This window comes from Streptomyces sp. NPDC050147, from assembly GCF_040660195.1.
Lineage (GTDB): Bacteria > Actinomycetota > Actinomycetes > Streptomycetales > Streptomycetaceae > Streptomyces.
In genome coordinates, this window is sequence record NZ_JBFALJ010000041.1 from 20,635 (window position 1) to 38,573 (window position 17,939).

At 70.8% G+C, this 17,939-nt stretch carries 16 protein-coding genes and 1 pseudogene; 9 read left to right on the forward strand and 8 right to left on the reverse strand.

Features of this window, described 5'->3' with window-relative positions:
- Positions 1-6: 6 nt before the first annotated feature.
- The 6 genes from AB0I94_RS39675 to paaA form a co-directional block, all read right to left on the reverse strand.
- Positions 7-1,140 carry an acyl-CoA dehydrogenase family protein gene (locus AB0I94_RS39675; RefSeq protein ID WP_363314674.1) on the reverse strand — a complete coding sequence of 378 codons (1,134 nt, stop codon included), beginning with the start codon at positions 1,138-1,140 and terminating at the stop codon, positions 7-9.
- A gap of 132 nt (positions 1,141-1,272) precedes the next feature.
- A complete protein-coding gene (gene paaE, locus AB0I94_RS39680; protein ID WP_363314675.1) occupies positions 1,273-2,349 on the reverse strand; it encodes a 1,2-phenylacetyl-CoA epoxidase subunit PaaE in 1,077 nt (358 codons plus the stop codon).
- On the reverse strand, positions 2,349-2,840 hold the full coding sequence (paaD, locus tag AB0I94_RS39685; protein ID WP_363314676.1) for a 1,2-phenylacetyl-CoA epoxidase subunit PaaD: 492 nt from the start codon (positions 2,838-2,840) through the stop codon (positions 2,349-2,351). The genes paaE and paaD overlap by 1 nt, the downstream gene beginning before the upstream one ends.
- Positions 2,834-3,604 (reverse strand): 1,2-phenylacetyl-CoA epoxidase subunit PaaC, encoded by a 771-nt coding sequence (paaC, locus tag AB0I94_RS39690; RefSeq protein WP_363314677.1) that lies wholly within the window; start codon positions 3,602-3,604, stop codon positions 2,834-2,836. Before paaC ends, paaD begins: the two co-directional genes overlap by 7 nt.
- A complete protein-coding gene (gene paaB / locus AB0I94_RS39695; RefSeq protein WP_363210366.1) occupies positions 3,601-3,891 on the reverse strand; it encodes a 1,2-phenylacetyl-CoA epoxidase subunit PaaB in 291 nt (96 codons plus the stop codon). Before paaB ends, paaC begins: the two co-directional genes overlap by 4 nt.
- Positions 3,888-4,886 carry a 1,2-phenylacetyl-CoA epoxidase subunit PaaA gene (gene paaA / locus AB0I94_RS39700; protein ID WP_363314678.1) on the reverse strand — a complete coding sequence of 333 codons (999 nt, stop codon included), beginning with the start codon at positions 4,884-4,886 and terminating at the stop codon, positions 3,888-3,890. Before paaA ends, paaB begins: the two co-directional genes overlap by 4 nt.
- A gap of 221 nt (positions 4,887-5,107) precedes the next feature.
- On the opposite strand from paaA, the gene AB0I94_RS39705 reads away from it, so the two are divergent.
- From AB0I94_RS39705 to AB0I94_RS39715, 3 genes are read left to right on the forward strand one after another with little or no spacing between them, the layout of a single operon-like run.
- Complete coding sequence (locus AB0I94_RS39705) at positions 5,108-5,983, forward strand: DUF5819 family protein (RefSeq protein ID WP_363314679.1); 876 nt, start codon at positions 5,108-5,110, stop codon at positions 5,981-5,983.
- Positions 5,980-7,236 carry an HTTM domain-containing protein gene (locus AB0I94_RS39710; RefSeq protein WP_363314680.1) on the forward strand — a complete coding sequence of 419 codons (1,257 nt, stop codon included), beginning with the start codon at positions 5,980-5,982 and terminating at the stop codon, positions 7,234-7,236. Before AB0I94_RS39705 ends, AB0I94_RS39710 begins: the two co-directional genes overlap by 4 nt.
- Positions 7,237-7,252: 16 nt before the next feature.
- Complete coding sequence (locus AB0I94_RS39715; RefSeq protein WP_363314681.1) at positions 7,253-8,032, forward strand: TrmH family RNA methyltransferase; 780 nt, start codon at positions 7,253-7,255, stop codon at positions 8,030-8,032.
- Positions 8,033-8,047: 15 nt separating this feature from the next.
- Here the strand turns inward: AB0I94_RS39715 and paaN are convergent, their stop codons facing one another.
- Positions 8,048-9,739, reverse strand: a complete 1,692-nt coding sequence (gene paaN / locus AB0I94_RS39720; protein ID WP_363314682.1) for a phenylacetic acid degradation protein PaaN — start codon at positions 9,737-9,739, stop codon at positions 8,048-8,050.
- A 194-nt stretch (positions 9,740-9,933) separates the two neighbouring features.
- On the opposite strand from paaN, the gene AB0I94_RS39725 reads away from it, so the two are divergent.
- Both AB0I94_RS39725 and AB0I94_RS39730 read left to right on the forward strand, forming a co-directional pair.
- Complete coding sequence (locus AB0I94_RS39725) at positions 9,934-11,448, forward strand: 3-hydroxyacyl-CoA dehydrogenase (protein WP_363314683.1); 1,515 nt, start codon at positions 9,934-9,936, stop codon at positions 11,446-11,448.
- On the forward strand, positions 11,445-12,038 hold the full coding sequence (locus tag AB0I94_RS39730) for a TetR/AcrR family transcriptional regulator (protein WP_363314684.1): 594 nt from the start codon (positions 11,445-11,447) through the stop codon (positions 12,036-12,038). The genes AB0I94_RS39725 and AB0I94_RS39730 overlap by 4 nt, the downstream gene beginning before the upstream one ends.
- A gap of 4 nt (positions 12,039-12,042) precedes the next feature.
- Here the strand turns inward: AB0I94_RS39730 and AB0I94_RS39735 are convergent, their stop codons facing one another.
- Positions 12,043-12,609, reverse strand: coding sequence for an Lrp/AsnC family transcriptional regulator (locus AB0I94_RS39735; protein WP_363314685.1), 567 nt, complete (start codon positions 12,607-12,609; stop codon positions 12,043-12,045).
- A gap of 190 nt (positions 12,610-12,799) precedes the next feature.
- Between AB0I94_RS39735 and pdhA the strand changes: the two genes are divergently transcribed.
- The 4 genes and pseudogenes from pdhA to AB0I94_RS39755 all read left to right on the forward strand — a co-directional run.
- Positions 12,800-13,954: a pyruvate dehydrogenase (acetyl-transferring) E1 component subunit alpha gene (gene pdhA / locus AB0I94_RS39740; RefSeq protein WP_363314686.1), complete on the forward strand. Its 1,155-nt coding sequence runs from the start codon at positions 12,800-12,802 to the stop codon at positions 13,952-13,954.
- Positions 13,951-14,979: an alpha-ketoacid dehydrogenase subunit beta gene (locus AB0I94_RS39745; protein ID WP_363314687.1), complete on the forward strand. Its 1,029-nt coding sequence runs from the start codon at positions 13,951-13,953 to the stop codon at positions 14,977-14,979. Before pdhA ends, AB0I94_RS39745 begins: the two co-directional genes overlap by 4 nt.
- Positions 14,979-16,457, forward strand: coding sequence for a dihydrolipoamide acetyltransferase family protein (locus AB0I94_RS39750; RefSeq protein ID WP_363314688.1), 1,479 nt, complete (start codon positions 14,979-14,981; stop codon positions 16,455-16,457). Before AB0I94_RS39745 ends, AB0I94_RS39750 begins: the two co-directional genes overlap by 1 nt.
- Positions 16,458-16,742: 285 nt before the next feature.
- Positions 16,743-17,552: pseudogene (locus AB0I94_RS39755) on the forward strand (NTP transferase domain-containing protein); the annotation flags it as partial.
- Positions 17,553-17,939 lie beyond the last annotated feature (387 nt).

Sequence of the window (17,939 nt, forward strand, 5' to 3'; positions counted from 1 at the left end):
CAGCTCTCAGCCGAGGGGGTGGGCGGCCAGTAGGTCGCCGAGTGTTTCCTCGTGCGCCGCTGCTGGGCCGAGGGACAGCTCCAGTTGTTTGGCCCATGCGTGGTACCGGTGCAGGGGGTAGTCGGTGTCGGATCCGAAGCCGCCGTGCAGATGTTGGGCCGTCTGTACCACCCTTCGTACGCCGTCCGATGCCCAGATCTTGGCGACGGCCACGTCTCCCGTGGCGGGTAGGGCGCCGCTCGCGCCGGTGCTGATGCGCCAGGCGGCTTGCCAGAGGGTGGCTTCCATGGCGCGCAGGTCGATGTAACGGTCGGCCGCCTGCACGGCAACGGCCTGGAATGTGGCGACGGGGTAGCCGAACTGTTCTCGTTTGGCGGTGTATTCGCTGGTCATGCTCAGGACGCTCTCACCGAGACCGAGTGCGAGTGCGCAGGTCCCGGTGGCGAGCAGGTCGCGCAGCCAGTCCCAGGCCCCGTCGTCCTGGATGACGTCGGCGCCACCGATCCGTACGGATTCGAGGCCGATCTCGCCGAGGCGTTCGCCGCTGGTGGACACTTGCTCGGCCAGGGCGAGGCCCTCGTGTTCGCGGGGGATCAGGGCGATGACGGTGCGGCCGGCCGATGTGTGGGCGGGGATCACGACGAGGTCGGCGTTCTGTGCCCAGGGCACGGCTGTCTGTGTGCCGTCGAGCAGCCAGTCGTCGCCGTCCTGGCGTGCGATGACGGCCAGTGAGGCGGGGTCGTGCCCGCTGCGGCCGTTGGCCGCGACGGTCAGGACGAGCTCGCCGCGGGCGGCCCTGGGCAGGATTCGCTGCTTCAATTCATCGCTGCCGTAGGTCTGTACGGCGTAGGCGGCGGCGCTGCTCTCCAGGAGTGGCACTCGGGCGAGTTTCTTCGCCGACTCGCGCAGGATGAGGCAGAGGGCGATGGCGTCCAGGCCCGCACCGCCGTGCTCGGGGTCGAGGAGCAGACTCAGCAGGTCGGATTCGGCGAGCTTGGCCCACAGCGCGCGGTCGAAGTCCTCGGCGACGGCGCCTGGTACGAGGGCGGGGCTCGGCACACTGTCGGGCGCGACGGAGGCGAAGAGTGCCTTCGCCGCTTCGGCTGCGGCCTGCTGTTCCTCGGTGAAGGTGAAGTCCACTGCTTGTCCTCCCGCGCACCGGCCCGGCGATTCTGTCTCTGCCCGTCCGCTGTTTCTGACGGGCCGTCAAGATAGAACAGGTTCTACGGGAAGGGAACACTGAAGGACGCTGTCGAGGGAGCGAGGCGGTGCTCAGCGGTCGAAGTCCAACTCCACCGTGTCCGTGGCCGGGTGGGACTGGCACGCGAGTACGTAGCCCGCCTCGGTCTCTTCCGGCTCCAGGGCGAAGTTGCGGTCCATCCGCACCTCGCCCGAGACCCGGAAGGCCCGGCAGGTCCCGCACACTCCGCCCTTGCAGGCGTACGGCGCGTCCGCGCGGTTGCGCAGGACGGTGTCGAGGAGCGATTCCCCGTCCTGGACCGGCCAGGTGCCGGAGCGTCCGTCGAGCGTCACCGTCACGGTGCTGTGCGCGGGGGCGGCCGTCGTGGCGGCGGGCGTGGGGGAGGTGAGGCCACCGTCCACGTGGAATATCTCCTGGTGGATGCGCTGACGCGGCACGCCGAGGCCGCGCAGTGTCTTCTCCGCGCCCTGCACCAGACCGAAGGGGCCGCACAGGAACCAGCCCGCGATCTCCTCGACGGGCAACAGCGCCGGCAGCAGAGTGCCGAGCCGCTCCGCGTCGAGCCGTCCGGAGTCGAGCCCCGACTGCTGCTCCTCCCGGGAGAGCACGGTGACCAGCTGGAACCGGTCCGGCCAACGGTCCTTGAGGTCGGCGACCTCTTCCAGGAACATCGTCGACGCGGCGGTGCGATCGCTCCGTATGAGACAGAACGTGGCCTGTGGTTCGCGTTCAAGGAGCGTCGTGACGATGGACAGCACCGGGGTGATCCCGCTGCCGCCGACCACGGCCGCATAGCGCCCGGGTGCCGGCTCCAGAGTGAAGCGCCCGGCCGGGGTCATCACCTCGAGGAGATCGCCGACGGCGACTTCCTTCAGGGCGTACGTCGAGAAGGCGCCGCCTTCGACGAAGCGCACCCCGACCCGCAGGGTTCGCGGCTCGGAGGGGCTTTCGGGGTGGGGCGCGGGCGCGCAGATCGAGTACGTACGCCGGATCTCGGCGCCGTCGGCGAAGCGGCGGACGGCGAGATGCTGGCCCGGCACGAAGCGGTACTCCTCGCGCAGGGCGGGGGGTACCTCGAAGGTCAGTGTCACGGAGTCGTCGGTGAGCCGCTCGACCGCCGCTACCCGGAGCTGGTGGAAGCGGGCCATCACAACTCCTTGAAGTGGTCGAAGGGTTCTTGGCAGGTGACGCACCGGCGCAGGGCCTTGCAGGCCGTCGACGAGAAGCGGCTGAGCAGTTCGGTGTCGGTCGAGCCGCAGAGCGGGCAGCGGACCGAGAGGGTGAGGGGTATCGGACCGCCGGTGCTGTGCGGGCGCGGGGGCGCGATACCGAACTCCGCCAGCTTGCGGCGGCCCTCGGCGCTGATGTCGTCCGTCGACCATGCGGGGGAGAGCACGGTGCGCACGGATATCTCCGCCATGCCGCGCTCACGCAGGACCTGCTTGATGTCGGCGGTCATGGCCTCTATGGCCGGGCAGCCGGTGTAGGTGGGGGTCAGCTCGACGTCGACCTTGCCGATGCCGCGGACGTGCACGCCGCGCAGTACCCCGAGCTCGGCCAGCGTGATGACCGGCAGCTCCGGGTCGGGCACGGAGCCCGCCAGGGCCAGGAGTTCTTCCTCGAGGGCGGTGGTCACCATGACGCCCCCGGATGGCTGCGGTGCAGGTGCTGCATTTCTGCGAGCATCGGGCCGAAGGATTCGGTGTGCAGTCCCTTGCGGCCCGCGCCCGCTGCCCAGGCGCCTTCCTGCGGGCCGGTGGGCACGGTCAGGGTGGCCTTCTCGATGAGGGCGGTCACCGATGTCGTCCACGTCGTGCGCAGGGCCGCCCAGTCGACGCCCGCGGAGCCGCCCTGGGTGTCCGCCGAGGTGTCCGCGTCGTCGAGGCCTTCCACCGGCTGGAACATCTCGCCGGTGAAACGCCAGAGCGCGTCGAGCCCGCGCTGCATCCGCTCGTGGCTTTCCGCCGTCCCGTCACCGAGCCGCAGCGTCCACTGCTCCGCGTGGTCCTGGTGGTAGGCGACTTCCTTGACCGCCTTCGCCGCCAGCGGTGCGAAGGTGCTGTCTCCGCTCGCCAACTGGCTGTACAGCACGGTTTGGTACGTGGAGAAGTAGAGCTGGCGGGCGATGGTGTGGGCGAAGTCGCCGTTCGGCTGCTCGACCAGCTGGAGGTTGCGAAAGGCGCGTTCCTCGCGGAGATAGGCCAGTTCGTCCTCGTCCCCGGCCAGGGAGAGCAGGACGCGGGCCTGGCCGAGCAGGTCGAGGGCGATGTTCGCGAGGGCGACTTCTTCTTCGAGGACGGGTGCGTGACCCGCCCACTCCCCCAGGCGGTGCGAGAGCACCAGGGCGTCGTCGCCCAGGGCCAGGGCGGTGGCGGTGGCTGCCGGGGCCAGTGGCGCGGTCACAGGTGCTTCACCCCGTCCGGGATGTCGTAGAAGGTCGGGTGGCGGTAGGGCTTGTCGCCCGCCGGTTCGAAGAAGGAGTCCTTCTCGTCGGGCGAGGAGGCGGTGATCTGGGTGGACGGCACGACCCAGATCGAGACGCCTTCGCTCCTGCGGGTGTACAGATCGCGGGCGTTGCGCAGGGCCATTTCCGCGTCCGGCGCGTGCAGGCTGCCCGCGTGGGTGTGGGAGAGCCCGCGGCGGGAGCGCACGAACACCTCCCACAGCGGCCATTCGGTCGAGCTGCTCATGCCTTCGCCTCCCCGTGCTTGGCGGCGAACGCCGCTGCTGCCTCGCGCACCCACGCGCCTTCTTCATGGGCGCTCTTGCGCTGGGTGATCCGCTGTTCGTTGCAGGGGCCGTTGCCCTTGAGGACCGCCCAGAACTCCGTCCAGTCGATCGGGCCGAAGTCGTGGTGTCCCCGCTCCTCGTTCCATACGAGGTCCGGGTCGGGGAGCGTGAGCCCGAGGGACTCGGCCTGGGGGACGCAGATGTCCACGAAGCGCTGGCGCAGCTCGTCGTTCGAGTGGCGCTTGATCTTCCACGTCATGGACTGTTCCGAGTGCGAGGACTCGTCGTCGGGCGGGCCGAACATCATCAGGGACGGCCACCACCAGCGGTCCACCGCGTCCTGCGCCATGGCGTGCTGGGCCTCGGTGCCTTGGCTGAGGGCGAGCAGTGACTCATACCCCTGGCGCTGGTGGAACGACTCCTCCTTGCAGACGCGGACCATCGCGCGGGCATAGGGGCCGTACGAACAGCGGCAGAGCGGGACTTGGTTCGTGATCGCGGCGCCGTCCACCAGCCAGCCGATCGCGCCGACGTCGGCCCACGTCAGCGTGGGGTAGTTGAAGATCGATGAGTACTTCTGACGGCCCGAGTGCAGTTTGTCGAGCAGCTCGTCACGGCTGGTGCCGAGAGTCTCGGCCGCGCTGTACAGATACAGGCCGTGACCAGCTTCGTCCTGCACCTTGGCCATCAGGATCGCCTTGCGCCGCAGGGACGGGGCGCGCGTGATCCAGTTGGCCTCCGGCTGCATGCCGATGATCTCGGAGTGGGCGTGCTGCGCGATCTGCCTGACGAGGGTGGCGCGATAGGCGTCGGGCATCCAGTCTCGCGGCTCGATGCGCTCGTCGGCCGCGACGGCGGCGTCGAAAGCCGCTTCGTGTGCCGTCGTGCGCGCGGCCTCGGCCGCCGCCCGGTCCGGCTCGGACCGGGCCGTCTGATGCTCGGCTGCTGTCGCCATCGCGGTCCCCCTCGACCTTTAGCTGGCTACCGACCGATCGTTCGGTTCGTGGAATTCAATGGTGCGGCTCAGCGCCATAAGGTGTCAACCCTGTGGATAACTTCACGGATGCTGTGCCTGACGCGCAGGCATGAGTACCGTTCCGCTGCGACGGGCGGTAGAGAGCCGTGTGACGGGCGGCCGAGGGGCGCATCACCGTGCGGGATCGGAATCGGGGCGGAATGGACGCGAACGACAACAACGCGCATGAGCCGTCGCCTCCGCCCTCACCCCCTCCCCCGCCCTTCGACGCCGTGCCCTCGCTCCCCGACGGCACCCCCGCCGCCCCGCCTCGCGAAAGCGGCCCCGCCGCCCCGCTTCCCGACGGCATCACGGCCGCCCCGCCGGCCCCGGCGCCAGGGGCGGCAGCGGTGGTGACCGCGCCCCGCACCGGCATCGCGGCTCTCTCCCCGCGCTACCAGGCGGTGGCCGCCCTCGCGCTCGCGCTCATCGCCGTCACGGCCTGTGTCCACGTCGGGATGCTCTTCCTCCACGTCGCCCCCGCCAACACCATGACCAAGCAGCACGGGCAGGCCGTCGACGACTGGATCTACCCCGAGTTCGAGCAGAACTGGAAGCTCTTCGCGCCCAACCCGATGCAGCAGAACATCGCGGTGCAGGCCCGCGTCGAGATCCGCACGGACAGCGGGTCGACCCGGACCACCGGCTGGTACGACCTCTCGGAGCGCGACGGCGCCGCCATCGACGGCAATCTGCTGCCCAGCCACACGCAGCAGAACGAGCTGCGCAGAGCCTGGGACTTCTACGTCGCCGCGCACGACGCGCAGAATCGTCCCCGCGGCCTGCGCGGACAGCTCTCGGAGCGCTACATCCGCCGCATCGTGATGATGCGTGTCGCGCGCGAGGAGCCCATGGGGCGGGGCGCCACGGTCGAGCGTGTCCAGGTCCGCTCCAGGACCACCAATGTGCCGGGCCCCGAGTGGAGCGACGAGAAAGTCTCGACGAAGCCGGTGATCCGCCAGCTGCCGTGGTGGTCCGTGACGCCCGACGACATGCCCCTCGGCAAGGCTCAGGGATCGGAGGTGGACGCCCGATGAACCGCTTCGGCCCGCTGCTCGGGCGCGGCATCGAGCGGGTCACCGCATCCGCCCTCGGCCCCTATCAGACCGCCGTGATCCGCATCGGATTCACCGCCACCTGGCTGCTCTTCCTGCTGCGTGAACTTCCCCACCGCCAAGAGCTCTACGGACCCGACAGCCCGTGGAGCTGGGACATGGCCCAGCAGCTCATCGCGGAGAACGACGCCTTCACGGCCCTGATGTGGTCCGACGGCCGTATCTGGTTCGAGGTCGTCTACGCGCTCGCCGTCCTCAGCAGCGCCCTGCTGATGCTCGGCTGGCGTACGCGCACGATGTCGGTGCTCTTCATGATCGGTGTGCTCTCGCTGCAGAACCGCTCCATCTTCATGGGGGACGGCGGCGACAACGTCATCCACCTCATGGCCACCTACCTGGTGTTCACGCGATGCGGCCAGGTCTGGTCGCTCGACGCCCGGCGGGCGGCACGCGCGCGTAAGGCGTCCGTCGACCAGGAGAAGACACCGGTCGAGTTGCCGAAGACCCCACAGCCGGCCGACAAGGCCGGGCCCGTGCTGTGGTGGATCCTTGGACTTGGCCTCTCCGTGGTGACGTTCATGGGGGAACTCAGCGGGGGCTGGCTGCTGGTCTTCTGGGGGATGTGGTTCGCGCACGGACTGTGGTGGGCCGTCGGACGGCGCGCGCCCGACGGCGAGGCGCGCAAACTGCTCGACGTCATCGTCAAGCTCGCGCACAACGCCGCACTGCTGGTGATCATGGCCGAGGCGTGTCTGATCTACGCGACGGCCGGCTGGTACAAGATCCAGGGAAGCCGCTGGCAGGACGGCACAGCCGTCTACTACCCGTTGCGCCTGGACTACTTCTCCCCCTGGCCCGCCCTGTCCGATCTGCTTGCCTCGCACGGCCTCATGGTGATGCTGGTGACGTACGGGACGGTCGCCGTACAGGTCGCCTTCCCCTTCACCCTCTTCAACAGGCGGGTCAAGAACGTTCTTCTGGCCGTGATGATCGTCGAGCACGCGGTCATCGCGGTCGTCCTCGGCCTGCCGTTCTTCTCGCTCGCGATGATCGCGGCGGACGCGGTGTTCCTGCCGACGTCGTTCCTGCGTCGCGTCGGCGGATGCGCGGCACGCGCGCGTGGAGCGCTGTTCTCGCGCTTGCCGCGCGGCGGCGCGGTGCCGGTGCAGCGCGGTACGGACGAGGAACCGGCCCCCAGATCCACCGAGCACGCGCGCGTAGGCTTCCCCTCATGAACGGGACGTACGTGGGATGAGCGGGACGCACCAGCGTGACTCGGACGGTGCCCTGCGTGCCTGGCGGGAGCTCGCCGAGACCTCCGTGCTCCTTGACGGTTTCCACGCCATCAAGCACGCGCTGCGCTTCCAAGCGCTCATCCCCGCGGCGCTGACCAGCGACAAGGCCGCTGTGCTCGCCCTCGCCGACGAGCTCGCGCCAGACGTGAAGGACCTTCTCGACGAGCTCCTCGTCCAGGTCCAGGACAGCGCCCTGCGCGCCCTCGTGCCACGTTTGCACCCCACGGGGGTGGCGGCTCTCGCGGTACGCCCTTCTCGCGAGGCCAACCTCGATGCGCTCACCCGCATGCCGAGGAGCGCCCCGGTCGTCGTTCTCGACGATCCCCGCAATCTGGGCAATGCCGGGGCCGTGATCCGGCTCGCGGCGGGGTTCGGGGCGACGGGAGTCGTCACGACCGGCACGCTCGACCCCTGGCATCCCACGGTCGTACGCGGTGGCGCGGGCCTGCATTTCGCCACGGCCGTGGAGCGGATGGACGTCTGTGATGTGCCGCCGGGGCCGGTGTTCGCGCTCGACGCGGAGGGCGAGGACATTCGCGCTCTCAAGCTGCCGGACGACGCCGTGCTGGCCTTCGGCTCTGAGCGAAGTGGCCTGTCCGCGCAGCTGCGGGAGCGCGCCGATCACTTGGTGTCCCTGCCGATGCGGGCACAGGTCTCCAGCTACAACCTGGCCACCAGCGTCGGGATGACGCTCTTCCACTGGTCGGCGGGCAGGCCTCCGGGCACGGAGGCCTGAACCCGCCGCCGGATGTCAGGCGTCCCTGCGGATCTCCACCACACGGAAGCGGTTGGCCACGAAGGCGCCGTCGCACAGGGCGGCGTTCGCGGCGGGGTTGCCGCCCGAGCCGTGGAAGTCCGAGAAGGCCGCCGTCTGGTTCACATAGACGCCGCCTGTGAGGTTCAAGGAGAGCTGGGCGCACTCCTCGAGGCAGGCCTCCTCCACGGCGCCGGACACCTCGTCCGACGTCGTGTACGCGCCGACCGTCATCGCGCCCTTGTCGCGCACCGTGCGGCGCAGCAGTTCCACGGCGTCCGAGGCCGAGTCGACCGCGACGGCGAAGGAGACGGGGCCGAAGCACTCGTTCAGATAGACCGCCTCGGCGTCCGGCTTCGCGCCGTCCAGCTTGACGATGACCGGGGTGCGGACCACGGCGTCCGGGAACTCGGCGTTGGTGATCTCCCGTGAGGGGAGGGCCACTTCGCCGAGTCCGGTGGCCGCCTCCAGGCGGGCCTTCACGTCCGGGTTGACCAGTGCGCCGAGGATGCCGTTCGCCCGGGCGTCGTCGCCGAGCAAGCCGTTCACCGACGCGGCGAGGTCGGACACCACGTCGTCGTACGACTTCGCTCCGGCGTCCGTGGTGATGCCGTCCCGGGGGATGAGTAGGTTCTGCGGGGTCGTGCACATCTGGCCGCTGTACAGCGACAGGGAGAACGCCAGGTTGGACAGCATCCCCTTGTAGTTGTCCGTCGAGTCGACGACGACCGTGTTCACGCCGGCCTTTTCCGTGTAGACCTGCGCCTGGCGGGCGTTTGCCTCCAGCCAGTCACCGAAGGCCGTCGAACCCGTGTAGTCGATGATCTTGATCTCGGGTCGGACTGCGAGGGTCTTGGCGATGCCCTCGTCCGGTCCCTCGGCGGCCAGGCACACCAGGTTCGGGTCGAAGCCCGCGTCGGCGAGCGCCTCGCGCGCGATGCGCACCGTCAGCGCGAGCGGGAGCACCGCCCGCGGGTGGGGCTTGACCAGGACGGGGTTGCCGGTGGCCAGGGAGGCGAACAGGCCCGGGTAGCCGTTCCACGTCGGGAAGGTGTTGCAGCCGATCAGGAGCGCGATGCCGCGTGCCACGGGCGTGAAACGCTTGTCCAGGGCGATCGGGTCCCGCTTGCCCTGGGGCTTGGACCACTCGGCGTTGTCGGGGGTGCGGGCCTGCTCGACGTACGCGTACGCGACCGCTTCGAGGCCGCGGTCCTGGGCGTGCGGTCCGCCTGCCTGGAAGGCCATCATGAAGGCCTGGCCGCTGGTGTGCATGACCGCGTGCGCCAGCTCGTGCGTGCGGGCGCTGATGCGCGACAGGATCTCCAGGCAGACCATCGCGCGCACTTCCGCGCCCGCGTCGCGCCAGGCGCGCATTCCGGCGCGCATGGCGGGCAGCAGCGTGTCGATGTCCGGGTGGGGGTACGTGATGCCCAGCTCGGGACCGTACGGAGAGACTTCCGCGCCTGTCCAGCCGTCCGTGCCCGGTTGGTCGAGATCGAAGCGGCTGCCCAGGAGGGCGTCGAAGGCGGCTTTGCCCTCGGGCAGGCTCAGGCTGCCGTTCTCTCCATAAGCCTTGGGGTGCTCGGGGTGCGGCGACCAGTACGCGCGCGTGCGGATCGTCTCCAGCGCCTGGTCGAGTGTGGGCCGGTGCGTGGCGATCAGCTGGTGCGCGGTGAGTTCGGCGGCCATATCGGACCAACTCCTCGTCGAGCCGGCTCTTCGTCGAGCCGGCGAGCTGGGCAGGGCAGTGCGGGAACGGACAGACAGAGCTAGAGTAACCGAACGATCGGTCGGGACAAGGGGGTCCGCCGAACCTGTGGACAACTTCTCGCCGGGCACCCCCGCACCCTCCGGCGGACACCTCGTGCGGGAGGATCGCGAGCATGACAGCACTCGAGCTCAGCAGCTCCGTTGCCGTGGTCGGCACCGGCACCATGGGGCAGGGCATCGCCCAGGTAGCCCTGCTGGCGGGCCACCCCGTGCGGCTGTACGACGCCGTGGAGGGCCAGGCGAAGACCGCGGCCGCCACGATCGCCGCGCGCCTTGACCGGCTCGTCGAGAAGGGCAGGCTCACCGCCGACGACCGGTCCGCCGCGGGGCATCGGCTCGCACCGGTCGGCAGCCTCGCCGAGCTCGCCGGGTGCGGACTCGTCATCGAGGCGATCCTGGAGCAACTGCCGGTCAAGCAACGCCTTTTCGAAGAGCTGGAAGAGATCGTCGCCGAGGACTGCCTCCTCGCCACGAACACGTCTTCCCTCTCCGTCACCGCCATCGCGGGCACACTCAAGAGGCCCGGCCGCTTCGTCGGCCTGCACTTCTTCAACCCCGCCCCGCTCCTCCCCCTCGTCGAGGTCGTCAGCGGCGCCGCGACCGACGAAACGGCCGCCACGCGCGCGTACGAGACGGCGCGGGCCTGGGGCAAGACACCGGTGCGCAGCGCGGACACTCCCGGCTTCATCGTCAACCGCGTCGCCCGCCCCTTCTACGCCGAGGCACTGCGCCTGCACGAGGAGCGGGCCGCCGACCCGGCCACCATCGACGCCGTCCTGCGCGAATCCGGCGGCTTCAAGATGGGCCCCTTCGAACTCACCGACCTCATCGGTCAGGACGTGAACGAGGCCGTCACCCGCTCCGTGTGGGAGTCCTTCTTCCAGGACCCCAAGTTCACACCGTCACTCGCCCAGCGCCGGCTCGTCGAGTCACGCCGCCTGGGCCGCAAGTCCGGCCAGGGCTGGTACGCGTACGGAGACGACGTCCCGCGTGCGGAGCCGCACACCGCGGCGCCCGCACCGGCCCCTGCGTCCGTCGCGGTGCACGGAGAGCTGTTCCAGGCGCGGGCCCTTGCCGGGCTGATCGGCGGCGTCGGGATCGACATCACGTACGGGGAGCCCCTCGACCCCTACTGCCCCGGCTGGATCGAACTGCCCAGCGGGGCGCGGCTCTTCCTTGCCGACGGCTCCGCCGCGGACGACACCGAGGCGCCGGTGATCCACTTCGATCTCGCGCTGGACTACGGGACCGCGACCAGGATCGCCCTGGCGCCCGCCGCGACAGTGGGCGACGCCCAGCTCCGCGAGGCCATCGGCCTCTTCCAGGCGCTGGGGAAGCAGGTCAGCGTCGTCGCGGACGTCCCGGGGATGGTCGTGGCCCGCACCGTCGCCATGCTCGTCGACTTCGCCCTGGACGCCGTCGCGCGCGGTGTCGCCGACAAGGAGGACGTCGACACGGCGATGCGCCTCGGCGTCAACTACCCGCGCGGCCCGCTCGCGTGGGGCGAGGAGCTGGGCGCCGGCTGGGTCCTCGACACCCTGGAGCGCCTCCATCTGGAGTACCCCACCGGCCGTTACGCGCCGTCCCAGGCGCTGCGCCGCGCGGCAGCGCGAGAGGACCACTCGTGACCACCACCAGGCGCGACACGTACACCCCGGAGACCCTCCTGACGGTGGCGGTCCGGATCTTCAACGAGCGCGGATACGACGGCACGTCCATGGAGCACCTCTCCAAGGCGGCCGGTATCTCCAAGTCCTCGATCTACCACCACGTCTCCGGCAAGGAAGAGCTGCTGCGTCGCGCGGTGAGCCGCGCGCTCGACGGGCTCTTCGGGATCCTCACCGAGGAGCACGCGCGCGTGGGCACCGCCGTGCAGCGCCTGGAGCACGTCACGCGGCGCACCGTCGAGGTGCTGATCGCGGAACTGCCCTACGTGACGCTGCTGCTGCGCGTGCGCGGCAACACGGACACAGAGCGGTGGGCGATGGAGCGGCGCAGGGAGTTCGACCAGCAGGTCGCCGACCTGCTCAAGGAGGCCGTGGCCGACGGCGACCTGCGCTCGGACGTCGAACTGCGTCTCGCCACCCGGCTGCTCTTCGGGATGATCAACTCCATCGCGGAGTGGTACCGCCCGGACGCCCGTGGCGCCTCGTCGGGCGAACAGGTCGCCGACGCCGTCGTGCAGCTGGCCTTCGCGGGACTGCGCAGCGGCAGCTGACGGATCAGCTCTCCGGATCGAGGTCGTCCTCCTCGAAGACCAGCAACGTACGTGTGCTGAGTACCTCGGGGATGGACTGCAGCCGGGTGAGGACCAGTTCGCGCAGCGCGCGGTTGTCCGGCGTGTGCACCAGCAGCAGTACGTCGAAGTCACCGCTGACCAGCGCGATGTGAGAGGCGCCCGGCAGCGTGCGCAGATGCTCGCGGACCGTGCGCCAGGTGTTCTGGACGATCTTGAGCGTGATGTAGGCGGAAGCGCCCTGGCCCGCTCGCTCGTGGTTGATCCGGGCGCCGAAGCCGCGAATCACGCCGTCGTCGATGAGCCGGTTGATGCGCGCGTACGCGTTCGCGCGTGACACATGGACGCGTTCGGCCACGGCCCGTATCGACGCGCGACCGTCCGTGTGCAGGATGTGCAGGATGTCGCGGTCGATCGAGTCCAGGGGACGGGGCAGGCCCTCCTGGCGGTCGCCGACCGGGTCTCGCGGACGGGGCAGGCCCTCCTGGCGGTCGCCGGGCCGGCCTTCCGGACGATCACCGTGAGGTCCGTCGGCCATTCGTTCAGATGCCATGTCCCCCCGCCTCCCTACCATGGACGTACTGCATCCATCCCAGGCTGTGCAGAACCGTTTGTCCACAGCCTGGAGGTGCCTGTAGCCAAAATGTGCCGACGACCGAACAATCGGTAGGTGAGGCGCCTCACATTGCCGCGCCTCTTTTGCCGCTCCCACGAGGAGACCGCTTCCACACGGAGGTGCCGACATGACGGTCATGGAGCAGCGGGGCGCCTACCGGCCCACCCCGCCACCCGCATGGCAGCTCAGGACCGATCCCGCGCCGCTGCTGCCCGACGCCGAGCCGTATCGCGTCCTGGGCACCGAGGCCGCCGGCAAGGCCGACGAGGAGCTGCTGGGCCGTCTGTACGCCCAGCTGGTGCGCGGACGGCGGTACAACACGCAGGCGACGGCCCTGACGAAGCAGGGCAGGCTCGCCGTCTACCCCTCCAGCACCGGCCAGGAGGCGTGCGAGGTGGCCGCCGCGCTCGTCCTGGAGGAGCGGGACTGGCTCTTCCCCAGCTACCGGGACACGCTTGCCGCGGTCGCCCGTGGCCTCGACCCCGTCCAGGCGCTGACCTTGCTGCGCGGCGACTGGCACACGGGGTACGACCCGCGCGAGCACCGCATAGCTCCCCTGTGCACGCCTCTGGCGACCCAGCTCCCGCATGCCGTGGGGCTCGCGCACGCCGCACGCCTCAAGGGCGACGACGTGGTCGCGCTCGCCATGGTCGGTGACGGCGGCACCAGCGAGGGTGACTTCCACGAGGCGCTGAACTTCGCGGCCGTCTGGCAGGCGCCCGTCGTCTTCCTGGTGCAGAACAACGGCTTCGCGATCTCCGTGCCGCTCGACAAGCAGACCGCCGCCCCCTCCCTGGCCCACAAGGCCGTCGGGTACGGGATGCCGGGACGCCTGGTGGACGGGAACGACGCCGCGGCGATGCACGAGGTGCTCGGCGAAGCGGTCTCCCGCGCGCGGGAGGGCGGCGGCCCCACGCTCGTCGAGGCGGTGACCTACCGCATGGACGCCCACACGAACGCCGATGACGCCACGCGCTACCGCGGGGACGCCGAGGTGGAGGCGTGGCGGGCGCACGATCCGATCCTGCTCCTGGAGCGGGAGTTGACCGAGCGCGGCATCCTCGACGAGGACAGAATGCGGGCGGCCAGGGACGACGCGGAGGCCATGGCGGCCGACCTGCGCGAACGCATGAACCAGGACCCTGAGCTCGACCCCATGGACCTCTTCGCTCACGTGTACGCCGAGCAGACGACGCAACTGCGCGAGCAGGCGGCCCAGTTGCGGGCCGAGCTCGAGGCCTCGGAAGAGAACGGCACAGACGGCGAGGAGATCGCGCGATGAGTACGGTCGCGGCCGAACGGGCCACCAAGAAGGCAGCCAAACCGGCCACCATGGCGCAGGCGCTCGGGCGCGCGCTGCGCGACTCCCTGGCCGATGACCCGGCCGTGCACGTCCTGGGAGAGGACGTCGGGGCGCTCGGCGGGGTCTTCAGGGTCACCGACGGACTCACCAAGGAGTTCGGCGAGGACCGCTGTACGGACACGCCGCTCGCCGAGGCGGGCATCCTGGGGACCGCCGTCGGCATGGCGATGTACGGGCTTCGGCCCGTCGTCGAGATGCAGTTCGACGCGTTCGCCTATCCCGCCTTCGAACAGCTCATCTCCCACGTGGCGAAGATGCGCAACCGTACCCGGGGTGCGATGCCGCTGCCCATCACGGTGCGCGTGCCCTACGGCGGTGGCATCGGCGGTGTAGAGCACCACAGTGACTCTTCCGAGGCGTACTACATGGCGACTCCGGGGCTCCATGTCGTCACGCCCGCCACGGTCGCCGACGCCTACGGCCTGCTGCGGGCCTCCATCGCCTCCGACGACCCGGTCGTCTTCCTGGAGCCCAAGCGCCTCTACTGGTCAAAGGCGGACTGGAACCCGGACGCGCCGCAGGCCGTTGAACCCCTGGGCAAGGCCGTGGTGCGCCGTCCCGGGCGCAGCGCCACGCTTCTCACGTACGGGCCGTCCGTGCCCGTCTGCCTGGAGGCGGCCGAGGCGGCGGTGGCCGAGGGGTGGGACCTCGAAGTGGTCGATCTGCGCTCTCTCGTCCCCTTCGACGACGAGACGGTGGCCGCCTCTGTGCGGCGGACCGGGCGCGCTGTCGTCGTGCACGAGTCGAATGGGTTCGGCGGCCCCGGCGGGGAGATCGCCGCTCGTGTCACCGAACGGTGCTTCCACCACTTGGAGGCGCCGGTCCTGCGCGTCGCGGGATTCGACATCCCGTATCCGCCGCCGATGCTGGAGCGGCATCATCTGCCGGGCGTGGACCGGATCCTGGACGCGGTCGCGCGGTTGCAGTGGGAGGCGGACAGCTGATGGCGCCCGGTCTGAATGTGAACAGCCTTGAGTTCAAGCTGCCCGATCTCGGTGAGGGGCTCACGGAGGCGGAGATCGTCCGCTGGCTCGTGCAGGTCGGCGACGTCGTCGCGGTGGACCAGCCCGTCGTCGAGGTGGAGACGGCCAAGGCGATGGTGGAGGTGCCCTGCCCGTACGGAGGCGTGGTGACGGCCCGCTTTGGCGAGGAGGGGGCGGAACTGCCGGTGGGGGCGCCGCTGTTGACGGTTGCCGTCGGCGCGCCGGCCGGGGCGGCGGACCTGTCTCACGCTCCGGAGGAGCCCGCGGAGCGTGCCCTGCGGGCCGCCGCCGAGGAGTCCTCCGGCAACGTACTGGTCGGGTACGGCACGGCGGCTGCGCCCGCGCGACGCAGGCGGGTGCGGTCGGCCGGGTTCGTCACGCAGCCGGCGTCGGAGTCTGCCGCGCGGCCCGCACCGCAGCGTGTGCCACGGGACAAGCACTCCCGGCGACAGGAGCCCGCCGGGCATGCGGCCGTGGCGGGTGGGGGCGCCGCCCTTGCGCGCCCCGAGGGTCCGATACCGGTGATCTCACCTCTCGTACGCAAACTGGCCCGCGAGAACGGCGTGGAGCTACGGTCGCTGACGGGCACGGGCCCGGACGGGCTGATCATGCGGGCCGACGTGGAGAGCGCCATGGCGGCGGCGCGGACGCCCGCGGACGCGGCTTCGAACGCGGACGCGGCCCCGCTCGCAACCACATCCCCGGTCGCGACCGGAGCCCCGGAGGCGGCCAGAGTCGCGGAGGAACGCCTTCCGCTGACCGGCATCCGCGGCCTCGTCGCGGACAAGATGTCCCGCAGCAGGCGCGAGATACCGGAAGCCACTTGCTGGGTCGACGCCGACGCGACCGAACTGCTCGCGGCGCGCGCCGCGATGAACGCCTCCGTGAAGGAGGGGGCCGGCCAGAAGATGTCGCTGCTCGCGCTGTTCGCCCGCATCAGCGTGGCCGCGCTGGCCCGTTATCCGATGCTCAACTCCACGGTGGACATGGAGGCGCGCGAGGTGGTCCGGCTCGCCGACGTCCACCTCGGTTTCGCCGCGCAGACCGACCGAGGTCTGGTCGTCCCCGTGGTGCGCGACGCGAACACGCGGACCACCGAATCGGTCAACGCCGAGCTGATCCGGCTGACGGAGTCGGCGCGGGACGGGAAGCTGACGCCGGGGGAACTGACGGGCGGCACGTTCACGTTGAACAACTACGGGGTGTTCGGGGTCGACGGTTCCACGCCGATCATCAATCACCCCGAGGCCGCCATGCTCGGCGTGGGCCGGATCGTGCCCAAGCCGTGGGTGCACCAGGGGGAGTTGGCGGTGCGGCACGTCGTGCAGCTCTCCCTCACCTTCGACCATCGGGTGTGTGACGGAGGCACGGCGGGCGGGTTCCTGCGGTTCGTGGCGGACTGCGTGGAGCAGCCCGCGATCCTGCTGCGGTCGGCGTGAAAAGGCCGGGGGCGGCGGTGGGAGCGACGGGGCTGTGATGTGAGTCTGCGGACGGTGGTGATGTGAGACCCCGTACAGAGGGGTGGCATTGATCCTTCGTGCGCCCATACTCGAGGGATGACCGCGCAGAGGGCTCCGGGTGGCGCCGAATCCGCCGCCTCGGACGCCGCCCCGTCCGATGCCGATACCGATGCCGATGGCGCGCACGCCGCTCCGTCCGATCTCCCGTACGCCGCTTCATCCGATGCTCCGTCCGATGCCGCGTACGCCTCCCCGTACGACGCCGTGGTGCTCGCGGGCGGCGGCGCCAGGCGGCTCGGCGGTGCGGACAAGCCGGGCCTGCGGGTGGGCGGCCGCTCGCTGCTCGACCGGGTGCTCGGCGCGTGTTCCGGCGCGGACACGACCGTGGTCGTCGCGGGGCCCCGTCCCACGGCCCGCCCCGTGGAGTGGGCGCGCGAGGAACCCGCCGGCGCGGGTCCGCTCGCCGCGCTCGACGCGGGGCTGCGGCGTACCGGCGCCGAGCAGGTGGTGGTGCTCTCCGCCGATCTGCCGTTCCTGGAGGAGCGGACGGTCGGCCGCCTCCTCGGCGCGTTGCGGGAGAGCGGCGCGGACGGCGCGGTCCTGAGGGATCCCGGCGGCCGGGACCAGCCGCTGGTCGCGGCCTACCGCAGTGCCGCGCTGAACCGTGAGATCGCGAAGCTCGCCGCCGAGCAGAATGGTCTGACGGGACTTCCGCTGCGGTCCCTCACCGCGCGGCTCGAACTCACCCGGGTCACCGACGCAGTAGCGTCCTTCGACTGCGACACCTGGGACGACATCGCGGCCGCTCGGGCCCGCATCAGGGAGCATGGGCACGTGTTGGATGAATGGATTTCCGCAGTCAAGGACGAACTGGGCATCGAGCTCGACGTCGACACGGGCTTGCTGCTCGACCTCGCCCGCGACGCCGCACACGGCGTGGCCAGGCCTGCGGCTCCGCTGACCACCTTCCTGGTGGGGTACGCGGCGGCACGGGCCGCGCAGGGCAGCGGGCCCGAAGCGGTGGCCGATGCGGCGCGCAAGGCGGCGGCGCTGGCCACGCGGTGGGCGCAGGAGGGCGGCTCCGACGCGGGGCCCGGCGGGGCGGTGCCTGGTGCTGCCCCGGAGGCGCCCCTTGACGCGACCCCCGACGGAAAGCCGACCGCCGCGCCCGACACGACGTCACGGAACGCTCCTGACGCGACGCCGGATGCCCGCCCCGCCCCCGGGCAGAGCGTGACGAACGAAACGCGGCCGGACGCCCGCCCCGACGCGACGTCACGGAACGCTCCCGACGCGACGCCGGACGCCCGCCCCGCCCCCGGCCAGAGCGCGACGAACGACATGCCGCCGGACGCCCGCCCCGCCCCCGGGCAGAGCGTGACGAACGACATGCCGCCAGACGCCCGCCCCGCCCCCGGCCAGAGCGCGACGAACGACATGCCGCCAGACGCCCGCCCCGCC